28 protein-coding genes are annotated in these 26,935 nt (G+C 42.2%); 14 read left to right on the top strand and 14 right to left on the bottom strand.

All coding sequences use genetic code 11. The features are described from left to right. Positions 1 to 60 precede the first annotated feature (60 nt). The 5 genes from CFE23_RS06930 to CFE23_RS06910 are packed head-to-tail and all read left to right on the top strand — an operon-like array spanning position 61 to position 5,118. A complete protein-coding gene (locus tag CFE23_RS06930; protein ID WP_291086059.1) occupies positions 61 to 933 on the top strand; it encodes an AraC family transcriptional regulator in 873 nt (290 codons plus the stop codon). 10 nt (positions 934 to 943) lie between these two features. Further along, entirely contained in the window at positions 944 to 1,960 is a 1,017-nt protein-coding gene (gene hemH / locus CFE23_RS06925; protein WP_291086056.1) for a ferrochelatase, read from the top strand. Positions 1,961 to 1,996: 36 nt separating this feature from the next. Next, on the top strand, positions 1,997 to 2,557 hold the full coding sequence (locus CFE23_RS06920) for a CopD family protein (RefSeq protein WP_291086053.1): 561 nt from the start codon (positions 1,997 to 1,999) through the stop codon (positions 2,555 to 2,557). Between the two features lie 41 nt (positions 2,558 to 2,598). Further along, the gene (locus CFE23_RS06915; protein ID WP_291086050.1) at positions 2,599 to 3,390 is read left to right on the top strand and encodes an enoyl-CoA hydratase-related protein; all 792 of its coding nucleotides are present in this window, start codon (positions 2,599 to 2,601) and stop codon (positions 3,388 to 3,390) included. Positions 3,391 to 3,405: 15 nt separating this feature from the next. Then, on the top strand, positions 3,406 to 5,118 hold the full coding sequence (locus tag CFE23_RS06910) for a hypothetical protein (protein ID WP_291086047.1): 1,713 nt from the start codon (positions 3,406 to 3,408) through the stop codon (positions 5,116 to 5,118). A 32-nt stretch (positions 5,119 to 5,150) separates the two neighbouring features. On the opposite strand, the gene CFE23_RS06905 is transcribed toward CFE23_RS06910, so the two are convergent. Next, positions 5,151 to 5,660 carry an acyl-CoA thioesterase gene (locus tag CFE23_RS06905; protein WP_291086044.1) on the bottom strand — a complete coding sequence of 170 codons (510 nt, stop codon included), beginning with the start codon at positions 5,658 to 5,660 and terminating at the stop codon, positions 5,151 to 5,153. Between the two features lie 64 nt (positions 5,661 to 5,724). Continuing rightward, complete coding sequence (locus CFE23_RS06900; protein ID WP_291086041.1) at positions 5,725 to 6,654, bottom strand: SPOR domain-containing protein; 930 nt, start codon at positions 6,652 to 6,654, stop codon at positions 5,725 to 5,727. A 101-nt stretch (positions 6,655 to 6,755) separates the two neighbouring features. On the opposite strand from CFE23_RS06900, the gene dprA reads away from it, so the two are divergent. Then, positions 6,756 to 7,856, top strand: coding sequence for a DNA-processing protein DprA (gene dprA, locus CFE23_RS06895; RefSeq protein WP_291086038.1), 1,101 nt, complete (start codon positions 6,756 to 6,758; stop codon positions 7,854 to 7,856). Here the strand turns inward: dprA and CFE23_RS06890 are convergent, their stop codons facing one another. Together CFE23_RS06890 and CFE23_RS06885 are read right to left on the bottom strand one after the other, a co-directional pair. Beyond that, entirely contained in the window at positions 7,857 to 10,343 is a 2,487-nt protein-coding gene (locus tag CFE23_RS06890; protein WP_291086034.1) for an Hsp70 family protein, read from the bottom strand. Between the two features lie 9 nt (positions 10,344 to 10,352). Continuing rightward, entirely contained in the window at positions 10,353 to 10,640 is a 288-nt protein-coding gene (locus CFE23_RS06885) for a hypothetical protein (RefSeq protein ID WP_291086031.1), read from the bottom strand. A 111-nt stretch (positions 10,641 to 10,751) separates the two neighbouring features. On the opposite strand from CFE23_RS06885, the gene CFE23_RS06880 reads away from it, so the two are divergent. Beyond that, positions 10,752 to 12,224, top strand: coding sequence for a hypothetical protein (locus tag CFE23_RS06880; RefSeq protein WP_291086027.1), 1,473 nt, complete (start codon positions 10,752 to 10,754; stop codon positions 12,222 to 12,224). Here CFE23_RS06880 and trpS read toward each other — a convergent pair. Beyond that, positions 12,217 to 13,194 (bottom strand): tryptophan--tRNA ligase, encoded by a 978-nt coding sequence (trpS, locus tag CFE23_RS06875; RefSeq protein ID WP_291086024.1) that lies wholly within the window; start codon positions 13,192 to 13,194, stop codon positions 12,217 to 12,219. The two genes, CFE23_RS06880 and trpS, sit on opposite strands and share 8 nt — an antisense overlap. Before the next feature lie 68 nt (positions 13,195 to 13,262). Between trpS and CFE23_RS06870 the strand changes: the two genes are divergently transcribed. Continuing rightward, positions 13,263 to 14,003, top strand: a complete 741-nt coding sequence (locus CFE23_RS06870; RefSeq protein WP_291086021.1) for a lysophospholipid acyltransferase family protein — start codon at positions 13,263 to 13,265, stop codon at positions 14,001 to 14,003. 84 nt (positions 14,004 to 14,087) lie between these two features. On the opposite strand, the gene CFE23_RS06865 is transcribed toward CFE23_RS06870, so the two are convergent. From CFE23_RS06865 to recA, 4 genes are all read right to left on the bottom strand, one after another. Further along, positions 14,088 to 15,899 (bottom strand): outer membrane beta-barrel protein, encoded by a 1,812-nt coding sequence (locus CFE23_RS06865; protein ID WP_291086018.1) that lies wholly within the window; start codon positions 15,897 to 15,899, stop codon positions 14,088 to 14,090. Then, positions 15,896 to 16,438: a sigma-70 family RNA polymerase sigma factor gene (locus CFE23_RS06860; protein ID WP_291086015.1), complete on the bottom strand. Its 543-nt coding sequence runs from the start codon at positions 16,436 to 16,438 to the stop codon at positions 15,896 to 15,898. The genes CFE23_RS06865 and CFE23_RS06860 overlap by 4 nt, the downstream gene beginning before the upstream one ends. A 24-nt stretch (positions 16,439 to 16,462) precedes the next feature. Then, positions 16,463 to 16,876: a hypothetical protein gene (locus CFE23_RS06855; RefSeq protein ID WP_291086012.1), complete on the bottom strand. Its 414-nt coding sequence runs from the start codon at positions 16,874 to 16,876 to the stop codon at positions 16,463 to 16,465. A 111-nt stretch (positions 16,877 to 16,987) separates the two neighbouring features. Next, on the bottom strand, positions 16,988 to 17,989 hold the full coding sequence (gene recA, locus CFE23_RS06850) for a recombinase RecA (protein WP_291086202.1): 1,002 nt from the start codon (positions 17,987 to 17,989) through the stop codon (positions 16,988 to 16,990). 194 nt (positions 17,990 to 18,183) lie between these two features. Here recA and CFE23_RS06845 point away from each other — a divergent pair, with 194 nt between their 5' ends. The 3 genes from CFE23_RS06845 to CFE23_RS06835 all read left to right on the top strand — a co-directional run bounded on the left by CFE23_RS06845 (position 18,184) and on the right by CFE23_RS06835 (position 20,637). Further along, on the top strand, positions 18,184 to 18,918 hold the full coding sequence (locus CFE23_RS06845) for a lysophospholipid acyltransferase family protein (RefSeq protein ID WP_291086009.1): 735 nt from the start codon (positions 18,184 to 18,186) through the stop codon (positions 18,916 to 18,918). Positions 18,919 to 18,925: 7 nt separating this feature from the next. Further along, positions 18,926 to 19,912, top strand: a complete 987-nt coding sequence (locus CFE23_RS06840; RefSeq protein ID WP_291086006.1) for an acyl-ACP desaturase — start codon at positions 18,926 to 18,928, stop codon at positions 19,910 to 19,912. 71 nt (positions 19,913 to 19,983) lie between these two features. Continuing rightward, positions 19,984 to 20,637, top strand: a complete 654-nt coding sequence (locus CFE23_RS06835; protein WP_291086004.1) for an HD domain-containing protein — start codon at positions 19,984 to 19,986, stop codon at positions 20,635 to 20,637. A gap of 52 nt (positions 20,638 to 20,689) precedes the next feature. Here the strand turns inward: CFE23_RS06835 and pyk are convergent, their stop codons facing one another. The 5 genes from pyk to CFE23_RS06810 all read right to left on the bottom strand — a co-directional run bounded on the left by pyk (position 20,690) and on the right by CFE23_RS06810 (position 25,210). Next, positions 20,690 to 22,120 (bottom strand): pyruvate kinase, encoded by a 1,431-nt coding sequence (gene pyk / locus CFE23_RS06830; RefSeq protein WP_291086002.1) that lies wholly within the window; start codon positions 22,118 to 22,120, stop codon positions 20,690 to 20,692. A gap of 4 nt (positions 22,121 to 22,124) precedes the next feature. After that, a complete protein-coding gene (locus CFE23_RS06825) occupies positions 22,125 to 22,598 on the bottom strand; it encodes an IPExxxVDY family protein (protein ID WP_291085999.1) in 474 nt (157 codons plus the stop codon). 115 nt (positions 22,599 to 22,713) lie between these two features. Continuing rightward, positions 22,714 to 23,454 carry a ribonuclease III gene (gene rnc / locus CFE23_RS06820; RefSeq protein WP_291085996.1) on the bottom strand — a complete coding sequence of 247 codons (741 nt, stop codon included), beginning with the start codon at positions 23,452 to 23,454 and terminating at the stop codon, positions 22,714 to 22,716. 7 nt (positions 23,455 to 23,461) lie between these two features. Continuing rightward, complete coding sequence (gene fabF, locus CFE23_RS06815) at positions 23,462 to 24,715, bottom strand: beta-ketoacyl-ACP synthase II (RefSeq protein WP_291085987.1); 1,254 nt, start codon at positions 24,713 to 24,715, stop codon at positions 23,462 to 23,464. A 258-nt stretch (positions 24,716 to 24,973) separates the two neighbouring features. Then, positions 24,974 to 25,210, bottom strand: coding sequence for an acyl carrier protein (locus tag CFE23_RS06810; RefSeq protein ID WP_007137004.1), 237 nt, complete (start codon positions 25,208 to 25,210; stop codon positions 24,974 to 24,976). Between the two features lie 179 nt (positions 25,211 to 25,389). Between CFE23_RS06810 and CFE23_RS06805 the strand changes: the two genes are divergently transcribed. The 3 genes from CFE23_RS06805 to rnhA are packed head-to-tail and all read left to right on the top strand — an operon-like array spanning position 25,390 to position 26,842. After that, entirely contained in the window at positions 25,390 to 25,959 is a 570-nt protein-coding gene (locus CFE23_RS06805) for a phosphoribosylglycinamide formyltransferase (RefSeq protein ID WP_291085984.1), read from the top strand. Continuing rightward, a complete protein-coding gene (locus tag CFE23_RS06800; protein ID WP_291085982.1) occupies positions 25,956 to 26,354 on the top strand; it encodes a DUF4348 domain-containing protein in 399 nt (132 codons plus the stop codon). The genes CFE23_RS06805 and CFE23_RS06800 overlap by 4 nt, the downstream gene beginning before the upstream one ends. Positions 26,355 to 26,362: 8 nt before the next feature. Next, positions 26,363 to 26,842 (top strand): ribonuclease HI, encoded by a 480-nt coding sequence (gene rnhA / locus CFE23_RS06795; protein ID WP_291085979.1) that lies wholly within the window; start codon positions 26,363 to 26,365, stop codon positions 26,840 to 26,842. Positions 26,843 to 26,935 lie beyond the last annotated feature (93 nt).

The raw sequence follows: 26,935 nt of genomic DNA, 5'->3' as shown, positions 1-26,935 counted from the left end.
AGAATAATTCTAAATAAATAAATTCGCTGGTTTCAAAATCATATACGAAAAAACATCGCTATGGGTTCTCTGGAGGAAATAAAAATTGAGGAAGATTTTGTAATGCTAAGGCTACAGAACGATGACAACAATGTTTTTCGTGCTGAAAGACAGATACATCAGGGCCTGATTCAGTTTCATTTCGGCATCAAGGGCAAGGCCAAATTTATTTTTAATCAAGGAAATTATGGGTTGGATTTAAACGAAGAAAAGGCGCTTTTGCTCTATAATCCGCAGAAAGAATTGCCTTTGAATCTTGAATTGGCTCCTCATTCGTGGGTGATTTCCGTAATTGTTTCGATTAAGAAATTCCACTCGCTCTTTTCTGCGGAAGCAGATTACATTCCGTTTTTAAGTGATGAGAATAAGGATAAGAAATATTACAATGAAAGCAACATCAGTCCATCGATGGCGATTGTACTGAGCCAGCTTTTTCATTTTAACCTGAATCCGTCTATCAAAAATTTATATTATAAAGGGAAAGGATACGAGTTGCTGAGCCTGTATTTTAACCGAAGTGAGGATCCAAATGCAGAACAATGTCCGTTTTTAATCGACGAGGACAACGTGATGAAAATAAGACGGGCCAAGGAAATCATCCTGGCCAACATGGCTGAACCACCGGGTTTACAGGAATTGGCGGACCAGGTCGGCCTGAACCTTAAAAAATTAAAGACAGGATTCAAGCAGATTTACGGCGATACGGTGTACGGATTTCTGTTCGATTATAAAATGGATTATGCCCGCAAGCTACTCGATAGTGGCTCCTACAATGTCAATGAAGTCGGGCTTAAAATCGGCTACAGCACCGGCAGCCATTTTATTTCCGCGTTTAAGAAAAAATTTGCCACAACACCCAAAAAATATTTAATGTCCATCAATCCAAATACATAAAAATAAATAAATGAAAGGAGCATTATTAGTAAATCTGGGCTCTCCCGAAAGTCCGGATGCAAAAGACGTAAAGCCATATCTCGATGAATTCCTAATGGACAAATACGTCATTGACGTACCATTTTTACTGCGTGCATTGCTCGTTCGAGGCATTATCCTGAGGAAAAGACCGGAGAAATCAGCGTCAGCATATAAAAAGATATGGTGGGACGAAGGTTCTCCGCTGATTGTTTTATCCAAAAGGATGTTTGCTAAAGTCGAAAAGCAGGTTGACATCCCTATGGAACTCGCCATGAGATATGGCAAACCGAGTATCTTATCCGGACTACAGAAGTTGCATGACAAAGGCGTGACGGAAGTCATGTTGTTTCCGCTGTACCCGCAGCATGCCATGGCGTCGACTGTAACCATATTTGTGTTGGCAGAAGAACTTCGGAAAAAGCACTTTCCCGAGATGAAGTTTACCAATATCCCTGCATTTTATAATAAACCGGAGTACATAAAAAATCTCGCCGAATCGATTAAAAAACACCTTGGGAACTTTGAATATGACCATTTGTTGTTTTCTTATCACGGGATTCCGGAACGCCACATCCGCAAAACCGATGTAACGAAATCACATTGTAAAATCGACAATAAATGTTGTGTCACGCCTTCTCCGGCGCACGAATTCTGCTACCGCCATCAATGTTATGAAACAACGCGGCAGGTCGTTGCGTATCTGGGAATTTCGGAAGATAAATATAGCCAGACGTTCCAATCGCGATTGGCCGGCGACAAATGGCTGGAGCCGTATACGGATGTCGAGGTCAATAAGATGCCCGCAAAAGGGATAAAGAAGCTTGCAGTCGTTACGCCTGCTTTTGTCGCAGATTGCCTGGAAACACTCGAGGAAATTGCCATGGAAGCCAACCACGAGTTTAAGGAGAACGGTGGGGAAGAATTTGTTGCAATCCCCTGTCTCAATGATGATGACAACTGGTGTGGGACAATGGCAGGCTGGATTAACAACTGGGCCAAATCATAATTCATAGATAGAAACGGTTATCCGAATGAAACAATTATGGAAAAGTATTTCGATTATTTAAAATCGCTGCATTTGATTTTTGTTATCACCTGGTTCGCGGGATTGTTTTACATTGTCAGGCTTTTCGTTTACCAGATTGAAGCGGCAAAAAAACCTTCCCCGGACAAAGAAATTCTGCAACAGCAATACAAGATCATGACTTACAGGCTTTGGTACATTATTACCTGGCCGTCGGCGGTACTGGCAACAATTTTTGCATTGACGCTCCTTTACATCCGTCCGGTATTTTTGGAGCTTCCGTATATGCACGTTAAATTAGGGTTTGTATTCCTGCTTTTTTTATACCATGCGAAATGCCACCAGATTTACAAGCAATTGCAGCGTAATGAGATAAAATTTACCTCAAACTTTATGCGGCTTTGGAATGAAGGGGCTACGATTATCCTTTTTGCAGTGGTATTCCTGATTGTTGTAAAAGATGCCATCAATTGGATTTATGGCGTGCTGGGAATACTGTTATTCTCCATTTTGATCATGCTCGGATTCCGGTTTTATAAGCGGATTCGGGAGCGGAATGATGCGAATTCCGGCAAATAATTTGATACATTTGAAAAATTAAAACACATTAAAATCGATCCATGAGCTACGAAAACATATTGGTTACCACCGAAAATCTCCCTGAAGGGATTGCCTTAATCACAATAAACAGGCCTGATAAGTTAAATGCATTAAACAAACAAACGATACAAGAACTGCATGATGCCTTCAGGAATGCTGAGCAAAACCCATCCTTAAAAGCGATTTTGCTTACCGGTTCAGGCGAAAAGGCATTCGTTGCCGGTGCGGATATTTCTGAATTTGCATCCTTTTCAATTGAAGAAGGTGCACAGCTTGCCGCACATGGGCAGGAAATCCTTTTTGATTTTGTAGAGAATCTGCGTACACCGGTTATTGCTGCCGTCAACGGTTTTGCATTGGGCGGTGGTTTAGAACTTGCGATGGCATGCCATTTCAGGATTGCCTCGGACAATGCGAAGATGGGCCTGCCTGAAGTATCACTAGGGGTTATTCCCGGATATGGAGGAACACAGCGCCTCCCGCAGCTTATCGGGAAAGGGAAGGCCATGGAAATGATCATGACCGCCGGAATGATTAATGCTGATGAGGCAAAGTCTTGTGGCTTGGTGAATTATGTGGTGCCGCAGGCCGAATTGATTTCATTTACGACGGGAATCGCCCAAAAAATATTGCGAAATTCTCCGATGGCAATTGGACAGGCGATTAAAGCAGTCAATGCAAGCTACAAAGAAGGCATGGACGGCTTTAAGACTGAAATCAAAGCGTTTGGGAAATGCTTTGGGACGGAAGATTTCAAAGAAGGGACGACGGCATTTCTTGAGAAAAGGAAAGCGGATTTTACGGGGAAATAATTTATCATTATACGAATGAGAAAGTTTTTTGTTGTTGCAGCAGTAATATTGTCCGGCTTGACAATGCTGGCACAACAAATACCCTTTCAGATCCAGAAAAGTGAAATTTTTGAGGATGAATATAAAGAGTCAAACATAAGATTCACTGAAGGGGACGGAACCGGAGGGTTTTGGCTGGTACGCAGTTATAAAGGCCCGGTATTTTCGGGCGCGGATGGTTACTATGTGGAGCATTACAACGAAAATTTAGAACTGCTTAAAACCGCCCAAATTCCAATAAAACACCCTGTATCCGAAAAAGACGCTACTGTTATCGGGACATTTTTGATGAAAAACCGGTTTCAAATTATTGAGTTTTTTTATGACTTAAAAAAGAAATCATATGTCTGTTTGGCAAATACTCTTGACATCTCAGATTTTAAGATCACTAAAAAAATTTTATTTGAATTGACACGGGAGGAAGCCAATGATTTTGGCTCCTTTTCGTTGAAGGAATTGTCGTCGGCGATCGATCGTCGGATTTTCCCCAATTACGATGAAGGCTTTTTTGTAGCCAGTCGGACAAAGAAAATGGGATTTCCATTCTTTGATGAGGATAATGCGGGAATGCCTTCAGAAGGAAATAATAAAGGATCCGGTATTGCAGTCCTGGCCAACAAGTCGCGGAATGCCTTTTCGATTGTGATTGACCTCGATGGAATGAAAACTGAGGCAGTCAAAGTGTTTCTTTTCGATGCGGATTTGAATCAAAAATTCGAACGGGTGCTCACCAAGGAGACAAACAAACGCAAATACTTCTTTCAAAACATCAATATTTCTGAAGATGGGAATTCCATTTTCCTCATGAGTAAATATTTTTCAAAGACCGCAAAAAAGAAGAGCGAAGGCGGTAAATATGTCTTTGAACTAACGAAAGTCAGCGCTGATACTGAACTGGTGACAGAAATTGATCCCGCAGAACATTTTTCCGGTTACCTGAAGATCGTTGTAATTGGCGAAAAGCTATACGGCATGGGTTTTTATTCCGACTTGAACGACAATAGGTACAAAGGTGTCGCATTTTTTGAATTCGACCCGATAAATACAACGCTCCTGAAATCAAAATACAGTCCATTTAGCCAACAATTTATTTCAGATAAATATGGAGGACAGGCAGGCGAAGAATTAAAGTTTCTATTAATCAAAGATGTACTGGTGTCAAATGACAACGCGATAATACTGAATGCCGAAGAAATTTACCGCGATACCTGGCCAACCTTGATGGGGTACTCGTCTTCACATTACACCAATAATAACCCAAACGATAATTTCACTAACATCAACAGCGATTATAATTTTGATGATATTGTCAGTGTTAAAATAAATCGTGATGGCGAAATGGTATGGGCGCGCAATATTAATAAGCGGCAGTCTGAAAAGGGTGACACCGCATTTCTTTCTTATACTTCTGCGGTTTATAACGATGAAGTCTATTTTTTTATTAACGCCGCGGAAAAAGTAAAAAAATTGAGTAACGAGAGGATACAGTTCAAGCAAGTGCGAAAAAACAAATCAAACCTCAATGTCATAAGGATTGATAAAAACGGAAATTTTGATTTTCAGGAAATTTTGGATGATGAACTAAATGAAGTTCCTTTTATGGTGGCAAAAGGAAGTTTCACCGGAAATAATTGCTTCTTTTTGGGCAGACGCGGTAAAAAGAAACAATTGCTCAAAGTCACCTTATAATCAAAAAACACCGGAAAATGTGCTTTGGCTTTTTATATAAAAAGCGCCCTCAACTCAGTCGCTTCCGAGGGTTTCATTTTTCCTGCCAACACCAGGCTCAGCTGTTTGCGTCGTAAAGCGGCATCAAACCGTTCCTGCTCCAGATCAGTCTCCGGAATTACAGGCGGCACTTCCACCGGGCGTCCCGTTTCATCGACGGCAACAAATGTATAAATGGCTTCGTTTGCTTTGGTCTTGATACCAGATTCGCGGTCCTCAATCCAGACATCGAGGAAGATTTCCATCGAGCTCTTGAAGCTGCGGGATATTTTCGCCTCGATCGTAACCACACTTCCTAATGGAATACTGCGGTTGAACGCCACGTGATTGACGGAAGCCGTAACCGTAATTCTTCTGGAATGCCTTCGCGCCGCGATACTTGCCGCTCGGTCCATACGCGCCAGCAATTCGCCACCGAAAAGATTATTCAGCGGATTGGTTTCGCTTGGCAACACTAAGTCGGTTAAAATCGTAAGCGATTCTGAGGGATGTTTGGGCTGCATAATTTTTTTCGCAAAGATAATACTTACAGCCATAAAAAAATCCCGCATTTACGGGATTATATTTTTAAAATTTCCTGACCAAGAGCCAGGCATCGGGGTTTTGCGTCTTGTGGATTTCAGTCAGAGCGGATTGCGCTTCGCCATAAGTGGTATAACTTCCGAAAAGCACCGGGAAAAGCCCGAAGCGATTTTTCTCCATACGCCGCGCCTTATAACCGAGCCCGACAAGTTTATCATAAATTTTCTGCGCATTCTCTTCATTCCTGAAAGCACCTGCCACGATATGGTAAGGCATTTTAGGCTGTTTCACAGTCAACGTTACATCGGGCAACGGATTGCTGATCACAAATGTGGCTTCCTGGATTTTTCCCTGTACCTCTTTTTGCACTTCAGTTTGGACCAATTGTGTCTGCGCTGTAATCTGCTGTTGGTAGTAATTGTTGCCAAAGAAACCGGCAGTACCCAGTCCAACCACAAATATTGCCGCATATTTCAGGTAATTTGTCTTTTGCTTTTGTGGCATCAGATCAATCACCGGTTTTTCATCTTCAACGGTCGATTCAACAGCTGCCTGCCGGATAATGGCCGGAGATACGAAAGATGACAAACCAAATGAAGCCGTAAAGTAATTGGTTTGGTTGTTCGCTTCAAAAACCAGTCCGCCTTCAAAATTGAGCGCGAGCGTTCCAATGTTTGTCAACGAAACCGATTGGTTATTCTGAAGGGCGATGCGCCAGAGCGATACTTCTTTTTGAATCAAATCGACCGCTGATTCATAAGAAATTCGTTCCGACTGTGATATGTGCGTGGCGAGGAGGCCATCGTTATTTTTTAAATAGCCGTTGAAGGAAACCAACTTTTTTGGCGGGTTAAAGCCATGCGTACCATCATTGACCTGCGCCGACTGGATTTCAGTGAGAAAAGCACCGAATCCCGGGACAGTGACACATTGGTAACGGAATAAAAGCTGTGATAAATAATGTTCAATCTTCATAGGAACAAAGTTAAATATAACGGTGTGGTGTCAAAATTTTATCAACAATTTTTATTAACAATTTCGGCGAAAATATATATCTTGAGCCTCAAATACTTATTATGCGCCATACAGAATTATTTTACCTTTTGGCCCTTCAAAAGACGGAGGGCATCGGAGATGTTAATGCCAGGAAACTGATTTCCCACTTCGGAAGTGCAGAGGCCATCTTTACCGAAAAACGTCCAAAACTCAAAAAAATCGACGGGATTGGAAGCGTTACCATGCAGAAACTAAACGACAAAACCGCATTTGATAAAGCCGAAAAAGAATTGGCATTTATTGAAAATGCTGCGGTTAGGGCGATAACATTCTATGATGACGGCTATCCTGAAAAATTGCGGCATTGTTATGATGCGCCACTGATCCTTTTTGTTTCCGGGGACATCAATCTAAAGGACAGGAAACTGATCAGTATTGTCGGGACACGGGAAATTACCGCTTACGGACGTGATTTCTGCAGGGAATTGGTTTCTGAAATAGCCCCATTGGAACCGGTTATCATCAGCGGTTTTGCGTACGGTGTTGATATTACAGCCCATTTGGCGGCGCTTGAAAACAACTTGCAGACGGTTGCCGTGGTGGCTCATGGATTAAACCAGATTTACCCGAAACAGCATAAACGTTACATTTCAAAGGTTTTGGAGAACGGCGGTTTTATGACAGAATTCTGGAGTTCCAGTAACCCCATCCGGGAAAATTTCCTTCAAAGAAATCGCATTGTGGCAGGCATTTCCGACGCTACCATTGTCATTGAATCGGCTGAGAAAGGCGGTTCTCTGGTGACCGCAGCTGTAGCAAATGATTACAGCCGCGACGTTTTTGCAGTGCCTGGTCGGACGACTGACAAGTACAGCCAGGGTTGCAATAACCTGATCAAAACCCAAAAGGCACAAATGCTTACGAGCGCCGCAGATTTAATTTACATGATGAACTGGGATTTACAGCAACCTGTGAAGCCGGTACAGAAACAATTGTTCGTATCGTTGGATAGCGAAGAACAATCCGTTTATGATTTTCTTCATAGCAATGGAAGGGAGTTGCTTGATATTATTGCGCTGGAGTGCCGTTTGCCAGTCTACAAAATGTCAGGAATCTTATTTAATATGGAACTCAAAGGCGTCATCAGGCCGCTTCCGGGAAAGCTGTTTGAGGCGATCTGATTATTTTAAACCCAAATTGCCGTCAAAGGTGTTGAAATCGTCGCGCCGTGCCGGTTTCACCTTCAGCAGGTGGTACATTTGCGTGTAAATGGCCCGCAATTCGACATAGCTCGTTTTTTCCAGCGCTTTTTCACCGAGCGAACACAACTGGCGAAATTTTGCCACGTCCTTGTATTCACCTTCATCTTTTGTCATGTAGAAGTAATAAGTGTTTACAATGGATTCGCTTTGGTTGTAATAAATGGCATCTAAAAGGCTTTCCAGTTCCTGATTTTTTTTACGGATCAGGTATTTGTTATTCGATTGAAGGACTTCCTTTTCATTTTTGGTGATTTTGTCAAATTCCTCGCGCTGTTTTGGAGAAGCTTTTTCAAGATATTCCGTAAAATACGCTTTGGTGTCATTGTATTCGATCAATTCCTGGAGCACATGTTTGTGGCGCACCATGTCGTCGTATTCCTGGATAAGGATGCGCTTCATTTCCTCAAGCTGGTATTTTTTGTCGGTCGAATTGTCGTTGCGACAGGCGATCGCTTCATCGTATAACACAATTAAATGTTCTTGTACACGCTTTAATTTAGCTAGATATTCATAATTTTCCTCAGGCGCTTCGAAGTCAATTTCACTATTAATATCGTCAATTGCATCCTTAATTTCCGAAATTAATTTTTCAACAATAACGGTTCGCTGGTGTGGATTGAAGACTTCATTGATTTCAAGGTCCAAAGAGCCGATGTATACACTCACGCTGAGGTCGCGGGATTCCGAGATCTTAAAATTCAATTCAATATCCATACCTTTCAGCAGGTCATGCGGGAAATTTTCACCTGAAATCTCAATGTATCCAATGGTCTGGTTACTGCCCACCATACTGCCGGAATTTCCTTCCACGACATTAATAATCAATTTCTCATCGGAGTTTTTCAGGATATTTTTGGAACTGAGTTTGTACACCGTTTTTTTTAACGGAAGAATTTCGTTCTTCTTAAAAATGCGCTCCATGTAAGTCTTTCCGCGTTCTTCATCCAGTTCAAGGCAGATGTCGTTCGGAAGTGGCTGGCCCTGCACATTATACAAACCATTTGTGATCCGGACGGCATTGTTGGAATAAACCAGGTTTTGCTGGGTATCGTAGAGACTCACGGTAAATTGATTTGTGGCTTTGGTTAGCAATGGAACAAATTCGGTAAACTTTTGGCCCGCTTTCATCAGGCCGGTATCAAAACCGCCGTCTTCGCGCGTGATCCTGTAAAAACCTTCAAACGGATCTGAAATAATTACTGCGATAAGTTCTTCGGTATCCTTGGAATTGGGTTCAAAGACCAATTGTACCCCCATTTCCTTTTGTGCGGAATGATCAACGACGGCTTCGCTTTTTTCGACAAGTTCCGATTGTTTCGAACCGGCATAAAACGCGGCGCCCACAATCACGGCGGTCGTCGGATCGATCGACGTGTCGACGCTGATGCCACTCCGCGAGGCAAGTTCCTGGCGGATGTAAGGAATATAAGTGGTTCCGCCCACGAGGATGATTTTCTCGATATCGGTAAAGTGCAGGTTGTTTTCCTTCAGCAGGTTTTCGGTCAGCTGGAAAGATTCCTCAAATTTTGGGGCGATTGAGGCTTCAAATTCCGCCCTCAGGATGTCGATGTCAACTACGATATCAAGATTGTCTGAATCAACTTCAATACTCGTATGGTCTTTCAAAGACAGTTCTTTTTTTGCTTCTTCAGCTTTGAACAGCAGTTCGAAATACAGTTTTTTATAATCGGCGTTGTCGCCGGCAATCATTTTTTGCCAAAGATTTTCGACGCCGGCACTTTCTTCAATTTTCGGACAGATTACTTTCTCTACAAACAAATTGTCAAGATCGACGCCACCCAAAAAGTTATTTCCTTTGTGGTCAATGACTTTCAGCTCGCGCTCGTCAATATATACGACCGCTACGTCGAAAGTGCCGCCACCAAAATCATAGACCAGCCATTTTTCAGGATTCAAAATTTCCAGATTTTGCGCATTGGAATAAGCAAGGCATGCCGCGATGGGTTCCTGCAATAGCACAACTTCTTCGAAACCAGCGAGATAACCGGCTTTTTTAGTCGCATTGGTCTGGATCGTGTCAAACGAAGCGGGAATCGTAATCACCGTGGACTTTGGATTTTCGCCCTGAGCAAAATTGATGAGTTCCTTCAGTACCATGGAAGAAAGCTCGATGGGGGTGATGTTGTTTTCGGTGTCTTTTATGAAATAACTTTCGTCAGAGCCCATTTTTCGTTTGAAAGAAGCGAATACACTTTCCGAGTTTGATACCAGATGTTCGCGGGCTTTCTCGCCAATTTGTATACGGCCTTTTCGAAAAGAAACCACAGACGGAACCGTATCCCGGAAACCGACCGGATTTTTATAAATGACGACTTTTCCATTCTCGTATTTGGCAAAACCAGAATTGGTCGTACCCAGGTCAATTCCAAAATTGATATTTTTCATAGCGTATTTTTATTCAACAATCACAACACCTTTCTGCACCAGCTTCAGGCTTTCATGGTCCAATTTGTAAATTACCGGCTTTAGGACTTTGGTGATCTTTGTGGAGCCTGCATTGAGGATATTGGCTTCCAGTGAAGCATCGCGTTCATCATAGTTTGTGCCAAGCGGATTCACAATTTTATAACCCATTTCCTCCAGCTCATGAAAAGCCCGGCGCAGGTTCCTTTCAAAAATGTCAAGTCCTTGTTCTGTGGCTTTTTTCTCTATTTCAAAAAGTTGGTTGATGATGTTTTCCATTTGGATTGCAAATTTTGCAGCAATTTACAATATTATTTATTTTTTTATCGAATCAGAATTTAGCGGGATATAAATTAAAACATATTTTTGTCGGTTCCCAACAACAACGATATGAATATCATTGCACTTATCGAAAAACTACAGCTTGATAAATCGACAATAGCTGCCATTTCGCCGGAAGAAATTATCCGTATTGAGAAGCGGATTAACATGGAGAAACGCCTTGATCCTGATATCGACACGAATTCGGCAGCTAATCTGGTTGAGGCGCTGCGCAACTACCAACCGGAGCTTGCCTATGTTTGCGGGACGCGGGTGTTCTATAATTTCCTGGCCGATAGAAACCATTCGCGGAACAGTTTTAATTTTCAGGTGCCAGATATTTCGGCAGATCGGATCAGATACTTTTTTACAAGATTTCTGGAAGACGCCGTGGTGCTGCATGCTGAACGGGACTTGAGCGAAAATTATTTTTTCAGTCTGGTTTCAGTCTGCAGCAGGAAAGAATATTTGCCGGAAGACGCGTTGTTTAAAATACACAAGAAATTGCTGGGGAAAATCGATTTTGCGCTGGGAGAACTGCAGAGCGGAAACATTTCCGAAAACTCAAAAAGCATCATTGCGAACAGGGAATTCTATGAGTTGTTAGATTGCTTCAGCGATTTGGAGACCGATGACAAAATGCTGTTGCTGGTCAATCTGGTGGCGAAGAAATACAACCTGGAACTGAATAGCAGGGAAGTGCTGCGAACGGTTTTAATTTCGATGACGGCATACCATCCATTTGACGAGGAACTTGCTGGTGTGATAGAGCGTAATTACACGGTGATGACGGCTCCAGTGACGACGTCCGGGAATTCTTCGGATTCCTCGTTTCCTTGGTGGAAGACCATAGGGTTGGTTGTTTTGGGTCTGCGGGTAATTTTTGCGTTGTTTAGGACGTCTAATACGCCAAGTACAAATTATGACAGCACAACATTCGAAAATACTGAAAACTTTAAACAGCAGGATTCCAACATTGACAAGATTTACTTCTTGAATTACCTGGTGCAATATAAGCCAGAGGATGTGAAGGTCAATTTTGCCAAAGCAACGATTTCTAACGGCGAAGTTCCTTTCTACGGACTGTATGGCGGTGCCAGTGCCGACGGCGGTGAGAAGATCAAAATAAGAAACAACTCGAAGTATGACCTTATATTGCTGGTTAGCGAGGAAGCGAATGGGAAGTTCACGCCGTTCAGTTCTCAATATGTAAATTCTAATGCAACGATTGAAATCAGCAAAAAGAGTCTTTATCCAAGACGATACGCATTTTATTTTGGAGAAAATCTCGCTTCTTTCGGATCAGGCGATCCCTACACCCGCGGCGAAGGGAAGCAGGAATACCGTTTTTCGAAATTGCCGGAAAATGGGTTAGAGCTGCTGTATAGGGAATTTACGCTGAAGCATGATCTCGTGATTTCAAACAAGAAGGAAAAATTCGTGTTTAAATCTGATTCAATCAGTTGTGTGTCGGATCAAAACCCAGCGTTTGTAAATAAGTTTGTCTTTCCAGCCGACGAGAAAGTCAAAGCGATTAAATAAAGCCCAACTTCTCCCTGACGCGTGAAAGAACCCCTCCAGCGACAACCTTTGCTTTTTCGGCGCCCAATCGCAGTGCGTTGTCAATTTCTTGGAGGTTTTCCATGTAATAATTATATTTTTTTCGCTCGTTACCGAATTTATCGACGATCAATTCAAACAACTCCTGCTTCGCATGGCCGTAACCGAAATCACGCGTTGCATTTTTGTATTTTTCCCGCATGGTTGATACCTGGTTTTCATTGGCCAGCAACGCGTAGATGGCGAAGATCTTACAGGTATCCGGATCTTTAGGCTCTTCCAGTGGTGTGCTGTCGGTTTCAATAGACATCACCTGTTTGCGTAAGGCTTTATCGTCAAGGAAAATGTTGATGATATTATTGGCCGATTTGCTCATTTTGCCACCATTGGTGCCCGGAACCAATTTTGTTTCTTCCTGTGTATAAGGCTCGGGCAGCACAAACGTTTCACCCATTTGGTGGTTGAAACGGGAAGCCACGTCCCTTGTGATTTCAATGTGCTGCAGTTGGTCTTTTCCAACGGGTACAAATTCGGCATCATACAGAAGAATGTCGGCAGCCATCAGCATAGGATAGGTAAAAAGCCCGGCGTTGACATCTTCCAGGCGGTCCGATTTGTCTTTAAAAGAATGCGCCAGCGTCAGCCTTTGAAAAGGAAAAAAGCAGCTTAAATACCAGGTTAATTCTGATGTTTCAACCACGTCAGATTGCCGATAGAAGGTCACACGGTTGATATCGAGTCCGCATGCCAGCCAGACTGCTGCGGTGCTGTAAGTATTTTGTTTTAGGATTTCGCCGTTTTTAATCTGTGTTACCGAATGCAAATCGGCGATAAAAAGGAACGATACATTTTCCGGTTTTTGGGATAATTCGATCGCGGGCAGGATGGCACCAAGTAGATTTCCGAGGTGTGGTGTTCCTGTGCTTTGTATGCCGGTGAGGATTTTTGCCATTTCAAATGAATTTCCGCAAAGGTAAATGTTTTGGCAAAAAACGAATTCAAATTCTTACATTTGATTTTATGAAATTCCTGAAAATTGCTTTTTGGATCTTATGGCGCATCTGGTTCTACATCCTGATGGCCATTCCAATCATCATTATGTTTCCGTTGTTGTTTATCTCGATACTTCGGGAAGAATGGTATCCATATTTCTTTGTTATGGCTAGAATCTGGGCCCGATTTATTTTATTCGGGATGGGATTTTCGTATCGATTGGAAGTAGAACAACAGCCACAGCAGGGGCAAAGCTATATGTTTGTCGCCAATCACACTTCAATGACCGATATTATGTTGATGTTGTGTATTCTCCAAAATCCGTTCGTATTCGTTGGAAAGATGGAGCTTGCAAAAATTCCGTTATTTGGATTTTTCTACAAACGAACCTGTATTTTGGTGGACAGGAAAAGCTCAAAAAGCAGAATGGAAGTTTTTGACCGTGCCCAAAAACGATTGAGTCAGGGGTTGAGCATCTGTATTTTTCCCGAAGGAGGCGTTCCTGATAACGAGGCTGTTTTACTGGATGAATTTAAGGATGGTGCCTTCCGCCTGGCTTTGGAACATCAGATCCCAATTGTGCCGATTTCTTTTGCAGACAATAAAAAGCGATTCTCGTATACTTTTATGAGTGGCAGCCCAGGGCTGATGCGCGCAAAAATTCACCGTTTCATACCCACCGAAGGCAAAACGATCGATGACAGGAAAATCGTCCGTGAGCAGACGCGCGATGTTATTTATCAGCAATTATTGGATTTTTCTAAATAAAAAAGAGCCCACCGTCGCGGACTCTTTTAATTTATTACTCCCGAAGTAATAAAAAACCAAGTAAACAATAACAAAAATTTAAAACTAAAATTTAAAGCTGATTCCGGAATACAGCCCGATAAAATAGGGCTTAAAGTTTCCGGCATCTTTGCTGAACGTATTCAGCTGGTATTTGAACATCGGTTCAAAATTAAATTCAAATGATTTCAAGAACCTGTAATTGAATCCCATCCCTATATTAGAGCTGAAATGAACATCATTCAGATTACTCGCTTTTCCAAGGTCTGCTTTCATCGTGTTCGACGTGACGCGTATTTCATTTTCGTTAAGGAACAGGGTACTCATCCCGCCGATTAGTGTAACGCCGAATTGCTTATCAACGAGCTTGTAAGACATCTCCATAGGGACTTCAATATAACCCATTCTTTGGCTAATAGAACCATAATTGAGATCCTGAAGATTGGTTTCAAACGGCAATAGCCCGTTTAACCCATCCTTATTCACGACTTCTATGAATGCTTCATTTCCTTGTTGCGATACGTTGCTGATGCTTTGTCCGTCAAGTCCGGCATAAAAAATTACTCCGTTTGTATCATAACCAAGAGACAATTTATTGACACCTGTCCTGATGCTGAGTTTGTTGTTTACAGCATAATTCACACCAACACCAAAACTTACGTTGTTTTCATAGCTCTTGTCGTTTGAAGCAAACTGCTTGTCAATTGGAGAACCTTTTGAAGTTGAACTAAAATAAATAGGGGCAACAGCCGAGGTGACCTGCCACCTATTTAATTTAGATTCAGCAACGTTTTTTTCTTTTTCATTTTTTGCCAGCAATTTCTCCAGCTCATTAGTTTCGACAGTAGCAATTGCTGCCGAATCTAATTTCTTTTCCGCTGCCGGAATTTCGGTGGTTTTGGATTTTGTATCCGATGCCAACTGCATTCCGTTTGCGTTATTTTTTATGTTTTGGATTGTATTCGTATTGTCCAATAGATGTTGTTCCTGCTTTTGGGTTGCGTCTGATTTGGGATTCTTCGCAATATTATTTTCTGCCAGGGTGTTTGGCGTATTAGAATTACCATCCGGAGAATTACGGTTTACGCCGGCTAGTTTATCGTTGTTTGGACTGTTATTAATTTTAGACGTTCCTGAAGCAGCAATATTTCCGGTTTTGTTAAATGTAGTCGACGTGGTGTTTTTCCTGTTGCCCAATTGGTTATTTTCAGAAGACGCAACACGGTCCATCGCTTCAGTGCGGATTGTTTTCGGGGATTTTATTTTACTCGGTATCGGATGGTTTTTTCCTGAATTCGCCACCGTATTATTTTCAGAGCCGGTCCTGTTGGTATTTTTGCCGTTTTGTTTTTCGCTGGATTTTTTCGGGTTTGATGCAACTGCATTGTGCCCTTTTGAATCGACAATGGTCTTAACCGCGGCACTGGAAGGTTTTTGTTTTAATGCAGGAGACAACGCCTGCGATGCCACACTTTGTTCCGGAACAGCTACAGATTTATTTTTGATGGAAATCGGGTTGGCGGGATCTGAATTGTTCGTATCGCCCGTTTTATCCGGGTTTACATCATGCTTATCGTTGCTTTTACTCACAACGCCCCCATCATTGTCCGGAACAATTTTACCCGAAGGCGTTTTGTCGTTTGTCACGACCTGTTGCGCCGGACTTTCCGGATTGAAGAAATAATTGGTCGCAAGCAGCCCTATCACCAGTGCTGCGGCAACGCCGGAAAGCCTCCACCAAAACGGAATAACCTTACGGTCTTTTTTATTTTTGCTAAGCGATGCCTCAATGTTTTTCCAAACCTGATCGCTTGGCTGTGCCTCGAAATCTTTGAATTTCTCCTGAAACAGCCGGTCTATGTTTTTTCTATCACTCATTTTGCCGATGGTAATTTTTTACCGTTGTGAATGTCTATTTTTTCTTTCAGGATCATCCGTGCCCGTGCCAGATTAGACTTCGTTGTTCCTGTAGTTATATCAAGCATTTCTGCTATTTCTTTATGCGAATACCCGTCCAATACGTACAGGTTAAAAACCAGGCGGTATCTTTCCGGGAGTTCCTGGATAATCCCGATCAGGTAATCCAATGAAATATTGTCGTCATCGATTTCAACATTTTCCTCTGCAGCAATGTCTTCATTTACAATTTCCAAAAAGCGCACACCGCGAAACTTCTGCAACGCATTGTTGATCATAATCCGTTTTGCCCAGCCTTCGAATGAACCTTTGAAATTGAATTGTTCAATCTTGTTAAAAATAATCAGGAAACCATCCTGCAAATTGTCTTCTGCTTCTGCGTAATTTGCAGAATACTTCAGGCAGACACCAAAGAACTTAGGCGCAAATAACTTGTAGATTTCCGCTTGGGCTCTGGCATCATTTTTTTTACAATCGGCGATGAGTTGTTCTAACCCCACGGGCTTCCCGGTCTTAGTGATTAATTAATAGGTAACGGGGACGGTTACCTCCTCAAATACATTGTTTCCTTCTGCATCTTCTCCTTTATAAAACTTAAACGTGTAATGGTCATTTCCTGGCGTACAAAGGAATTGGAAAGATACTTCAACCGGTTCTTCGTCTAACGGCGCGCAATTATCAGCCTCTAACACACTTGTCTGTACCCCAATGGTCCTTGTCTGGCCATCTTTTTCATAGTAGATCCCTTGATAATAGTGGCAGTTTGAAGGTTTTTTGTATTTTACTTTAATTTCATAATTCTGGTTCATGTCGAAACTGGCAGGAAGCGTGTAACTTTCGACAGGAAGTACTTCGTAATGGAATTCAGGGCCGTCATCACTTGGACTGCAGGAATTTAAAGCAAAAATAGCCAATAAAAGCAGTGCTAATCTTTTCATTTTCAATAAATTAATTGAGTTTTATTATTTAATTCATATTCCATAGATGGATTTTACCCCTATAGGTTGCGTTTTCGCATAAAAAAACCCGAAAAGTTCGGGTTTTATATTTTAAACATTTTCCTTAATCTGCAACTTGATTTTTTCTTCAAGTTCGTCTGCCAGTTCAGGATTGTCTTTAATCATGGTTTTGACTGCATCCCGGCCTTGTCCTAAGCGTGTCTCGCCATAACTGAACCATGAACCCGATTTTTTAACGATTTCAAATTCCACGGCCAAATCAAGGATTTCGCCTGTTTTTGAAACACCTTCACCATACATAATGTCAAATTCAGCAGTTTTAAATGGAGGAGCCACTTTATTTTTCACCACTTTTACTTTCGTACGGTTTCCAATGACATTCTCCCCGTCTTTAATCTGCGACGAACGACGGATGTCCAGCCGTACCGATGCGTAAAATTTTAAGGCATTACCCCCAGTTGTTGTCTCCGGGTTTCCAAACATGACACCGATCTTCTCGCGCAGCTGGTTGATGAAAAACACGGTACAATTCGTTTTACTGATGGTCCCGGTAAGTTTACGAAGCGCCTGCGACATCAATCTCGCATGAAGTCCCATTTTGGAATCGCCCATTTCACCTTCGATTTCACTTTTTGGCGTTAGCGCGGCTACTGAGTCGATGACCACGATATCAATCGCTCCGGAACGGATCAGGTTTTCAGCGATTTCAAGTGCCTGTTCGCCGTTGTCCGGTTGGGAAATGATCAGGTTTTCGATATCGACGCCAAGTTTACCCGCGTAGTTCCTGTCAAAAGCATGCTCAGCATCTATAAATGCAGCAATGCCCCCGGCTTTTTGTGCTTCGGCAATCGCATGCAGCGTCAAGGTGGTTTTACCCGAAGATTCCGGGCCGTATATTTCAATAATCCTTCCTTTTGGATATCCGTTTACTCCAAGGGCAAGGTCCAATCCCAGTGATCCGGATGAAATCGTTTCGACTTCTTCAACGGCTTTATCACCCATCTTCATTACGGTGCCTTTCCCGTAGGTTTTATCAAGTTTGTCTAATGTCAGTTGTAAGGCTTTTAATTTTGATTCTTTTTCTGAACTCATCTTTTCTTTCATTTAAATTGGCGTTTATTTTTCGTAAAAATAATGCTTTTTTTAATATGAAGTGGTAAAAGTGTCAAAACTGAGGATGTCTGTAAGACCACATTTTAGTTCGAATATCTTTCAGGATTTACCGGCAATACGAACATCGGAACTTTCTCAAATTTATCATTACTTTTGCAATAGAATTTTAACAAATGGAGAAAATAATTTCGTACCCCATATCCGCTTTATATTACCTTTGTTTTGGCCTGACCCTGGTCATTTTTCATCCGATACAATGGATTTGCTTTAACATTTTTGGCTATCAGGCACACAAGAAAAGCGTCGATTACCTGAATTTCTTTTTGCTCAAGAACACCATGCTGTTGGGAACGCGTGTCACATTCAGGAATATTAACTCCATCCCGAAAGATGCACCCATCATCTTCGTGGCGAATCACCAAAGCCTTTACGATATCATTTGTATCATCTGGTATTTAAGAAGGTTTCATCCGAAGTTTGTCAGTAAGGCCGAGTTGGGGAAGGGAATTCCCAGCGTGTCCTATAACCTGCGCCATGGCGGCTCCGTATTGATCGACCGCAAGGATCCGAAGCAAGCGATACCTACGATAAAAGGATTATCCGAATACATTGAAAAGTTCCGCCGTTCCGCAGTTATTTTTCCGGAAGGCACCCGCAGTAAGAATGGCACGCCTAAGGAATTTGCCCAAAGCGGGCTGAAGATTTTGTGTAAATACGCACCTTCTGCTTATGTCGTTCCAATCACAATAAATAATTCGTGGAAAATTGTTAAATACGGATTTTTTCCATTAGGTTTGGGAAATCGCCTTACCTTTACAGTGCATGAGGCAATGGCAGTTCAGGATTGGTCTTTTGAGGAAATTATGCAACGCACTGAACGCACCATTGTTCAGGGAATTAAAAATTAAATTATATATGTCTTTAAAAAATATAAGGCTGGAAGTAATGCAGCTTCTTGAAAAAAATGTCGACGGTTTCGTAAAAGATTATCTGATTCCGGTTGAATCAATTTGGCAGCCGACAGATTTTCTACCCGATCCCCAAAGCGAGAATTTCTTCGAGGAAATCAAAGAGATGCAGGAGCTGGCCAAAGACCTTCCTTATGATTTTTGGGTGGTACTCATTGGCGATACGGTGACTGAAGAAGCGCTGCCGACTTATGAATCATGGTTAATGGATGTGGAAGGCATTGACAACGTAGAGCGTAATGGATGGTCTAACTGGGTACGCCACTGGACCGGAGAGGAAAACCGTCATGGCGACCTGCTCAACAAATACCTTTATCTTTCAGGGCGTGTGAACATGCGCGAGGTGGAAATGACGACACAGCATTTGATTACTGACGGTTTCGATATTGGTACCGCGCGCGATCCGTATAAAAACTTTATCTACACCAGTTTTCAGGAATTGGCAACGTATATTTCACACAACCGTGTGTCGCAGCTCGCAAAATCATATGGCGAGAAAAAACTGGCGAAAATGTGTAAAATGATTGCCGGCGATGAGATGCGCCACCACAATGCATACAGTGAATTCGTCAGCCAGATTTTTAAAGTCGACCCAAGCCAGATGATGATTGCTTTCCAGGATATGATGAAACACAAAATCATCATGCCGGCAGGATTTATTCGGGAATCCGGTGCAAAAATAGCATCGGCATTTGAGCATTTTTCCGATTCTGCACAAAGGATTGGTGTATACACGTCTGCAGATTATGTGGATATATTGCAAAAACTCATCAACCGTTGGGAAATTGAAAACATGAATGGCCTTACCGATGAAGCGGAAAAGGCACGTGATTATCTAATGAGGCTGCCTTCACGAATGATGAAAATTTCGGAAAGACTTGTTATCCCTGCAGAATCCCATATTTTTAAGTGGGTGGAGCCAGCGAGGATATAATTATAAATTAATAATTAATAATGCTGGATTAGAAAATTGTTTCTGATTCAGCATTTTTTTATTGAATACAAATGGAAGATACCACATTGATACAAACTACGATTTCTTTTGTAAAGGAAAAGCTGAAAGACGCGGAAGGCGGTCATGATTGGTTTCACATTGAGCGGGTTTACAAAAACAGCCTGCTGATTGCCAAAGACGAGAAATGTGATTTACTGATTGTACAACTAGGCGCTTTATTACATGATATCGCAGACAGCAAGTTTCACGGCGGTGACGAAAATGTCGGACCGGAAACCGCGCGCACATTTTTAGAAGGACAAGGTGTCGACGAAAGCACTATGGTCCAGGTGATCAGCATAATCGAGAATATTTCCTTCAAAGGTGGTAATTTTGAGAAGAAATTCGATTCGATTGAATTGCAGATTGTTCAGGATGCCGATCGTTTGGATGCTATCGGTGCCATTGGCGTTGCGCGAACATTTAACTATGGAGGGTTTAAAAATCGGCCAATATATAACCCGGATATTCAGCCGGTTTTAAACATGTCGAAAGACGCCTACAAAAACAATACAGCACCTACATTAAATCATTTTTACGAAAAGTTATTGTTGCTGAAAGACAAAATGAATACGTCGACGGGCAAAAAGCTGGCGCAACAAAGGCATGAATTTATGGAATCGTTCCTTTCGCAGTTTTATGCGGAATGGAATGGTGAAAAATAAAAAACCGCCCTGTTGTTAACAAGACGGTTTTCCCAATATAAATAATCATAAACTATTCGATTTCCGAAACACGCAATGTGTTCACCATTCCCTTATCAGTCACCGGCATTGCGGCTAGGTTAATCAGGAAATCCCCCTTATCTACAAATCCTTTTTCGCGTGCGATCTCGTTGATGTCCGTTACGGTATCATCAGTGCTGACGAATTTGTCATAGTAAAAGGATTTTACACCCCAAAGCAGATTCAATTGCGTCAGGATTCTTCTGTTTGAAGTAAATACTAAGATGTGTGATTGGGGTCTCCAGGCGGATATTTGGAACGCCGTGTAACCACTATTGGTCAATGTACAAATGGCCTTCGCCCGGATCACATTGGCCATCATCGCGGCATGGTGGCAGATTGATTTGGTAATGAACCTTTTGGTCCTGATCTGCGGTGTATTTTGCGGCACCTGAATCAATGGGGAATCTTCTACCGCTTCAATAATCTGCGTCATTTTTTCGATTACCTGTACCGGGTAATTTCCTACTGAAGTTTCTCCGGAAAGCATGACGGCATCGGCGCCATCCATGACAGAGTTTGCGACGTCGTTTACTTCAGCACGCGTAGGAGTAAGGCTGGTAATCATTGTTTCCATCATCTGGGTCGCAATGATGACTGGAATCCTGGCTGTTTTGGCGCGGTTTACAAGCTTTTTCTGGATTAACGGTACTTCGTGTGCAGGAACTTCAACACCCAAATCGCCACGGGCAACCATTAAGCCATCACAGAAAGCTACGATTTTATCGATGTTTTCTACGGCTTCCGGTTTTTCGATTTTGGCAATGATTGGAATTTTATGATCAGAATGTTTCGCGATAAGATCCTGGAGTTCTTCAAGGTCTTTAGGCGTCCTGACAAACGAAAGCGCTATCCAGTCTACCTTTTGCTCAATAGCGAAAATGGCGTCTTTGATGTCTTTTTTAGTAAGCGCAGGCAATGAAACTTTCGTGTTTGGAAGGTTTACCCCTTTCTTGGATTTTAGGGGGCCGCCCTGAACCACCTTACAGACCACTTCAGTAGTGCCGTTGCTTTCAATGGCCTCAAAAATGAGTTTCCCATCATCAAGAAGAATGCGTTCACCGGGATTGACATCTCGCGGAAACTCTTTATAGTTCATGTAAACACGTTGCGCAGTTCCGGGAACATCTTCAGCGGTTTGGAACGTAATCAAATCTCCGTTTTTAACGACAACATCTTCGGTCATTACGCCAACCCTGAGTTTTGGCCCCTGAAGGTCACCCAGAATGGCGGTGGTATATCCGTATTCATCGTTTAATCCCCTGATGATATCTATTTTTTCTTTAACATCACTGTAGTCGGCATGGGAAAAATTTACCCTGAAAACATTTACTCCTGCATCAATCATGTCCTTAAGGACTTCTTTCGTGCTACAGGCGGGACCCAATGTGGCTACAATTTTTGTCTTTTTGTTGGTTGGCATTTTATTAAAAAATTAAATTATTTTTTGACTTTATGTTTTTTGAATCAATGGTGTAGACGGCTGTAATCCGTTCAATGCTATTTATTTTAGAAGTAATTTCTTCTGCGGTTTCCGACGCGTTTTCGACTTTGAGAAAATAATCCACTTTTTTAAACTCGGGCAGCAGGTATACTTTGGTTGCCATCGGGCTGTCGGTGAACAAATCCTGTACGGTAGTTACGGTACCACCGATTTCATTCTTATTCTGGATTAAATCCCAGCAGATTTCCTTTTCATCGTTTTCAAAGGTAAATCTGGAAAAACTGGTTTGTCCCTGTTTTACCCTGATCTGGATTTCGTCTTTGTTTTTATGTAAAAGGATGGGGAGTTTTTTATTAATGAAATAGGCCAGCCTGTAGTCTTCAATCGAAGTGTGAATTGCAACGAGGGTGTATTCCGTTTCGTCAAATTCATCAATATGCAATTTATGAATGGCCATATTTTAATTCAGAAATTAGGCGTAAAGATACTATTTATCAGACATAAAAAAACAGTTAACCAATCAGTTAACGTTTATTTATCAACGAAAACGTTATAGTTTTGAGGAATTATTTTTATTTTGTGTTAATTTTTTCCTGAAACGCAAAATAGGCTCTTTGGGATGCTTTCTCCTCCGCTTTTTTCTTAGACACGGCCCTGGCTTTCGCAATTACCTTGCTGTCGATGCTTAGCTTCACCCCGAATAAGCGTTCCCCGGCGATCCCATTGTCTTCAAAAACGTCGTAGTGGAAAGTCCGCTTTTCTTTTTGACACCATTCAATCAACAAGCTTTTATAGCTGATGACCTTCCCTTCCAGTTTGGCGATGTCGACATATGGCCGGATGACGCGTGCGCGGATGAATTGTTCGCACGCGGGATAGCCCATGTCTAAATAGATTGCTCCTACAAGCGCTTCAAAAATATTGCCGTGTATGTTGTCCCCGAAATGCTGTGAAGGCACTTTGCTTTCCACAAACCGAATCAGATTCAGGTCGCGGCCCAGTTCGTTCAAATGTTCACGGCTCACGATTTTTGAGCGCATTTTAGTGAGATAGCCTTCATCGCCTGAGGGTACTTCGTTGAAAAGATGTGCCGCAATCACCGCACTTAGCATCGCATCGCCAAGGAATTCCATGCGCTCGTAACTGATTGGGTTTCCTTTTGCATCGGTCTTATTGGAGGAACGGTGCGTGAATGCCATCACATATCCATCAATATTAATCGGACGAAATCCGATTATTTTTTCAATTTCGGTAAAAAAAATCCCGCCTTCTTGAGCACGGGATTTTGAAAATATTTTTTTAAAAAGATTCATTTAACAATTAATCTTCGAGTTTTTTAAACAAAACACAGGCGTTATGTCCGCCAAAACCAAAAGTATTGCTCATCGCCACCTTAATATCTCTTTTTTGTGCCTTGTTCAAGGTCAGATTTAATTCGGGGTCAATACTTTCATCTACTACCGTATGATTGATCGTAGGGGGAACAATGCCGTGCTTCATGGCGAGGATCGAGGCAATTGCTTCAATGGCCCCGGCCGCACCAAGCAAATGGCCCGTCATCGATTTGGTAGAATTAATATTCAACGTTTTAGCGTGATCGCCAAATACGGCGCTGATCGCTTTTAATTCGGCCACATCACCAAGTGGTGTTGAGGTACCGTGCGTGTTGATGTGGTCAACCTGCTCAGGAGTCATTCCTGCATCCCGTAACGTATTTTTCATCACAGCGATGACACCGATTCCGTCAGGATGCGGCGCAGTCAAATGATAAGCATCTGATGACATACCGCCACCGCCTACTTCACAGTATATTTTTGCGCCTCTTGCTTTCGCATGTTCGTATTCTTCCAGTACCAAAGCTCCGGCCCCTTCGCCCAGAACAAATCCGTCGCGGGTAGCATCGAAAGGCCTTGAAGCGGTTTCGGGCGTTTCATTTCTTGTCGAAAGTGCATGCATGGAGTTAAAACCACCCATACCGGCAATGGTTACCGCAGCTTCAGATCCTCCGGAAATAATCACGTCGCACATGCCCAGCCTAATGTAATTGAACGCGTCAATCAAAGCATTTGCTGAGGAGGCACAGGCAGAAACCGTGGTGTAATTAGGTCCCATATAGCCGTTACGCATGGAAATATGCGCTGGCGCGATATCGGCAATCATTTTTGGGATGAAGAAAGGGTTGAATTTTGGTGTTCCATCACCTTTGGCATAATACATCACTTCTTCCTGGAATGTTTCAAGCCCGCCGATTCCGGCACCCCAGATAACACCCACACGATATTTGTCGACGTTGTCTGCGGAAAGCCCGGCATCCTTGATGGCTTCGTCACTGGCCGCGATGGCATACTGCGCAAATTTGTCCAGCCTGCGCGATTCCTTACGGTCCATGTAATCTTCGATATTGAAGTTCTTTACTTCGCAGGCAAATTTTGTCTTGTGTTTCTCCGTATCGTAATAGGTGATCGGAGCCGCACCACTTACGCCGTTAATCAGGGCGTTCCAGTATTCTTCAATCGAATTACCTATTGGTGTGAGCGCACCTAAACCTGTTACTACAACCCGCTTTAATTCCATAACCTGATTCGTTTATAGTTTGTTTTAAACTAATAATACCTATGCTGACTTCTATGGGAATCATAAAACGACATAGGTATTGTATATTCTGGGTGATTGTTGCCAATCCAATGATTTAAAATAATAACACCCGATTTTATAAAATTCAATTTCAAATCCCAAATTCCAAAAGCGGAACAACGCATTACCCTAATGTAAATGAGAATAACTGTTTGGTATTTTACTATCGATGCTTTTAAAAATCGGGTGTCTGATGTATTATTTCTTTGCTTCTTCGATGTAAGAAATTGCCTGTCCTACAGTAGCAATGTTTTCAGCCTGATCGTCCGGAATCTGGATGTCAAATTCTTTTTCGAACTCCATGATAAGCTCAACAGTATCCAATGAATCTGCTCCCAAATCGTTCGTGAAGCTTGCTTCTGTTACAACTTCGTTTTCGTCAACGCCTAATTTGTCTACGATAATCGCTTTAACTCTTGATGCAATGTCTGACATAATCTTTAAATTTAATTTTTAATTTGTTGGCAAAAATAAAAAACTTTATTTTAAAACAACGGTTTAGTTAATAAATATGAATACTAATGTAGAAAAAAATTTTAACAAACCGCCACAATTCCACTTTTAAAACCATTTATTATTCCTTTTTTTGCATAACCATTTTTTTAACATCCGAAATGAAGGACATCGTCATTTTTGCGTCAGGGAGCGGTACCAATGCCGAAAACCTGATACTGCATTTCCGCAACAGTGATATCGCTCGCGTGAGCAGGGTTTTCTGCAACAATCCAAAGGCCGGTGTGATTCAAAAAAGCGACGCCCTCCAGGTGCCTGTTTTTATTTTTTCAAAGGATGCTTTTGCCGACCACACGGTTTTAAATGAGTTGAATGCCATGAAACCCGATTTGATTGTGCTGGCGGGTTTCCTGCTGAAATTTCCGGATGATATTGTCCGGGAATACGCGGGTAAAATCATCAATATCCATCCGGCATTATTGCCGAAATACGGCGGCAAAGGGATGTACGGCATGCATGTCCACCAGGCTGTATATGACAATCAGGAGCTGGAAACCGGCATCTCAGTGCACTATGTCAACGAGCACTATGATGAGGGCGGACTGATTTTTCAGCAGAAAGTCGATGTGAGCCGTTGCGCTTCCGCAGATGATATCGCGGCCAAAATCCACGGATTGGAGCAGAAATATTTTCCGAAAGTGATAGAGTTACTCTTAAATAAAGAAGAATGAGGTATATAGCGCTTGTGTTTTTGGTTTTATTAACGGGCTGTAAAAACAGTAAGATTGAGAACGCACCGAAAGATCATGGCTTCGATGTTTTCTTTGAAAAATTTGCAAGTGATAGCGTTTTTCAGAAGAAGCACTTTGATTTCCCGGTAATAGCATATTATTCAGATGTGGATCTCCCGTTTGATTTAAAGGAAAAATCAATCGATGAAGATTCCTATTTTTACACCGACTTCACTAAAGACAAGTCCATTTATGATGTATCTGTGGAAAGAAAAAAGGATTCTGTCATTTACACCAGGAGATTGCGCGATACGTATCATTTACCCCTTATTTATAAATTCGCTTATAAAAACAAACGCTGGATGTTCGTTGAATTCAGTGATTTAACAGATTGACCCGAATTATGGCACACCAGGTCCACATATACACTGACGGCGCTGCCAAAGGAAACCCCGGAAACGGAGGCTATGGCGTAGTCATGGAACTCGTCGGGACAGGGTACAGGAAGGAATTTTATGAAGGCTTCCGCCTGACTACAAATAACAGGATGGAACTTTTGGCCGTAATCGTCGGTTTGGAAAAGCTTAAAACCCCCAATATGACGGTGCTCGTGGTTTCTGATTCCAAATACGTGATCGATTCTGTCGTAAAAGGCTGGGTTTTTGGCTGGGAAAAGAAAGGTTTCGCCGGCAAGAAAAACCCCGATCTGTGGATGCGTTTCCTGAAAATTTACCGGAAACACAAAGTGGATTTTATGTGGGTGAAAGGACACAACGCGCACCCACAGAATGAACGCTGCGATGAACTCGCGGTGATGGCATCGATGCAGCCGAAACTTTCGGTGGATGTTTTTTATGAAAAGGAGGAAGCGAAGCTGTTATAGCGGTCCCGATTTTCCGTACCGTTTTTAAAACCAAAAAGATAAATTTATCCGGATTATTACCGCCATTCGTTGGGCTTTGATGGCGTTTTCATG

The sequence above is a fragment of the Flavobacterium sp. BFFFF1 genome (genome assembly GCF_002256285.1).
GTDB lineage: Bacteria > Bacteroidota > Bacteroidia > Flavobacteriales > Flavobacteriaceae > Flavobacterium.
The sequence above is the reverse complement of the archived record's forward strand: the minus strand, read 5'-3'. Positions and strand labels throughout refer to the sequence as shown.

Coding starts and splice junctions, on each gene's coding strand:
- CFE23_RS06930 (WP_291086059.1), top strand. CDS start 61: ATGGGTTCTCTGGAGGAAATAAAAATTGAGGAAGATTTTGTAATGCTA.
- hemH (WP_291086056.1), top strand. CDS start 944: ATGAAAGGAGCATTATTAGTAAATCTGGGCTCTCCCGAAAGTCCGGAT.
- CFE23_RS06920 (WP_291086053.1), top strand. CDS start 1,997: ATGGAAAAGTATTTCGATTATTTAAAATCGCTGCATTTGATTTTTGTT.
- CFE23_RS06915 (WP_291086050.1), top strand. CDS start 2,599: ATGAGCTACGAAAACATATTGGTTACCACCGAAAATCTCCCTGAAGGG.
- CFE23_RS06910 (WP_291086047.1), top strand. CDS start 3,406: ATGAGAAAGTTTTTTGTTGTTGCAGCAGTAATATTGTCCGGCTTGACA.
- CFE23_RS06905 (WP_291086044.1), bottom strand. CDS start 5,660: ATGCAGCCCAAACATCCCTCAGAATCGCTTACGATTTTAACCGACTTA.
- CFE23_RS06900 (WP_291086041.1), bottom strand. CDS start 6,654: ATGAAGATTGAACATTATTTATCACAGCTTTTATTCCGTTACCAATGT.
- dprA (WP_291086038.1), top strand. CDS start 6,756: ATGCGCCATACAGAATTATTTTACCTTTTGGCCCTTCAAAAGACGGAG.
- CFE23_RS06890 (WP_291086034.1), bottom strand. CDS start 10,343: ATGAAAAATATCAATTTTGGAATTGACCTGGGTACGACCAATTCTGGT.
- CFE23_RS06885 (WP_291086031.1), bottom strand. CDS start 10,640: ATGGAAAACATCATCAACCAACTTTTTGAAATAGAGAAAAAAGCCACA.
- CFE23_RS06880 (WP_291086027.1), top strand. CDS start 10,752: ATGAATATCATTGCACTTATCGAAAAACTACAGCTTGATAAATCGACA.
- trpS (WP_291086024.1), bottom strand. CDS start 13,194: ATGGCAAAAATCCTCACCGGCATACAAAGCACAGGAACACCACACCTC.
- CFE23_RS06870 (WP_291086021.1), top strand. CDS start 13,263: ATGAAATTCCTGAAAATTGCTTTTTGGATCTTATGGCGCATCTGGTTC.
- CFE23_RS06865 (WP_291086018.1), bottom strand. CDS start 15,899: ATGAGTGATAGAAAAAACATAGACCGGCTGTTTCAGGAGAAATTCAAA.
- CFE23_RS06855 (WP_291086012.1), bottom strand. CDS start 16,876: ATGAAAAGATTAGCACTGCTTTTATTGGCTATTTTTGCTTTAAATTCC.
- recA (WP_291086202.1), bottom strand. CDS start 17,989: ATGAGTTCAGAAAAAGAATCAAAATTAAAAGCCTTACAACTGACATTA.
- CFE23_RS06845 (WP_291086009.1), top strand. CDS start 18,184: ATGGAGAAAATAATTTCGTACCCCATATCCGCTTTATATTACCTTTGT.
- CFE23_RS06840 (WP_291086006.1), top strand. CDS start 18,926: ATGTCTTTAAAAAATATAAGGCTGGAAGTAATGCAGCTTCTTGAAAAA.
- CFE23_RS06835 (WP_291086004.1), top strand. CDS start 19,984: ATGGAAGATACCACATTGATACAAACTACGATTTCTTTTGTAAAGGAA.
- pyk (WP_291086002.1), bottom strand. CDS start 22,120: ATGCCAACCAACAAAAAGACAAAAATTGTAGCCACATTGGGTCCCGCC.
- CFE23_RS06825 (WP_291085999.1), bottom strand. CDS start 22,598: ATGGCCATTCATAAATTGCATATTGATGAATTTGACGAAACGGAATAC.
- rnc (WP_291085996.1), bottom strand. CDS start 23,454: ATGAATCTTTTTAAAAAAATATTTTCAAAATCCCGTGCTCAAGAAGGC.
- fabF (WP_291085987.1), bottom strand. CDS start 24,715: ATGGAATTAAAGCGGGTTGTAGTAACAGGTTTAGGTGCGCTCACACCA.
- CFE23_RS06810 (WP_007137004.1), bottom strand. CDS start 25,210: ATGTCAGACATTGCATCAAGAGTTAAAGCGATTATCGTAGACAAATTA.
- CFE23_RS06805 (WP_291085984.1), top strand. CDS start 25,390: ATGAAGGACATCGTCATTTTTGCGTCAGGGAGCGGTACCAATGCCGAA.
- CFE23_RS06800 (WP_291085982.1), top strand. CDS start 25,956: ATGAGGTATATAGCGCTTGTGTTTTTGGTTTTATTAACGGGCTGTAAA.
- rnhA (WP_291085979.1), top strand. CDS start 26,363: ATGGCACACCAGGTCCACATATACACTGACGGCGCTGCCAAAGGAAAC.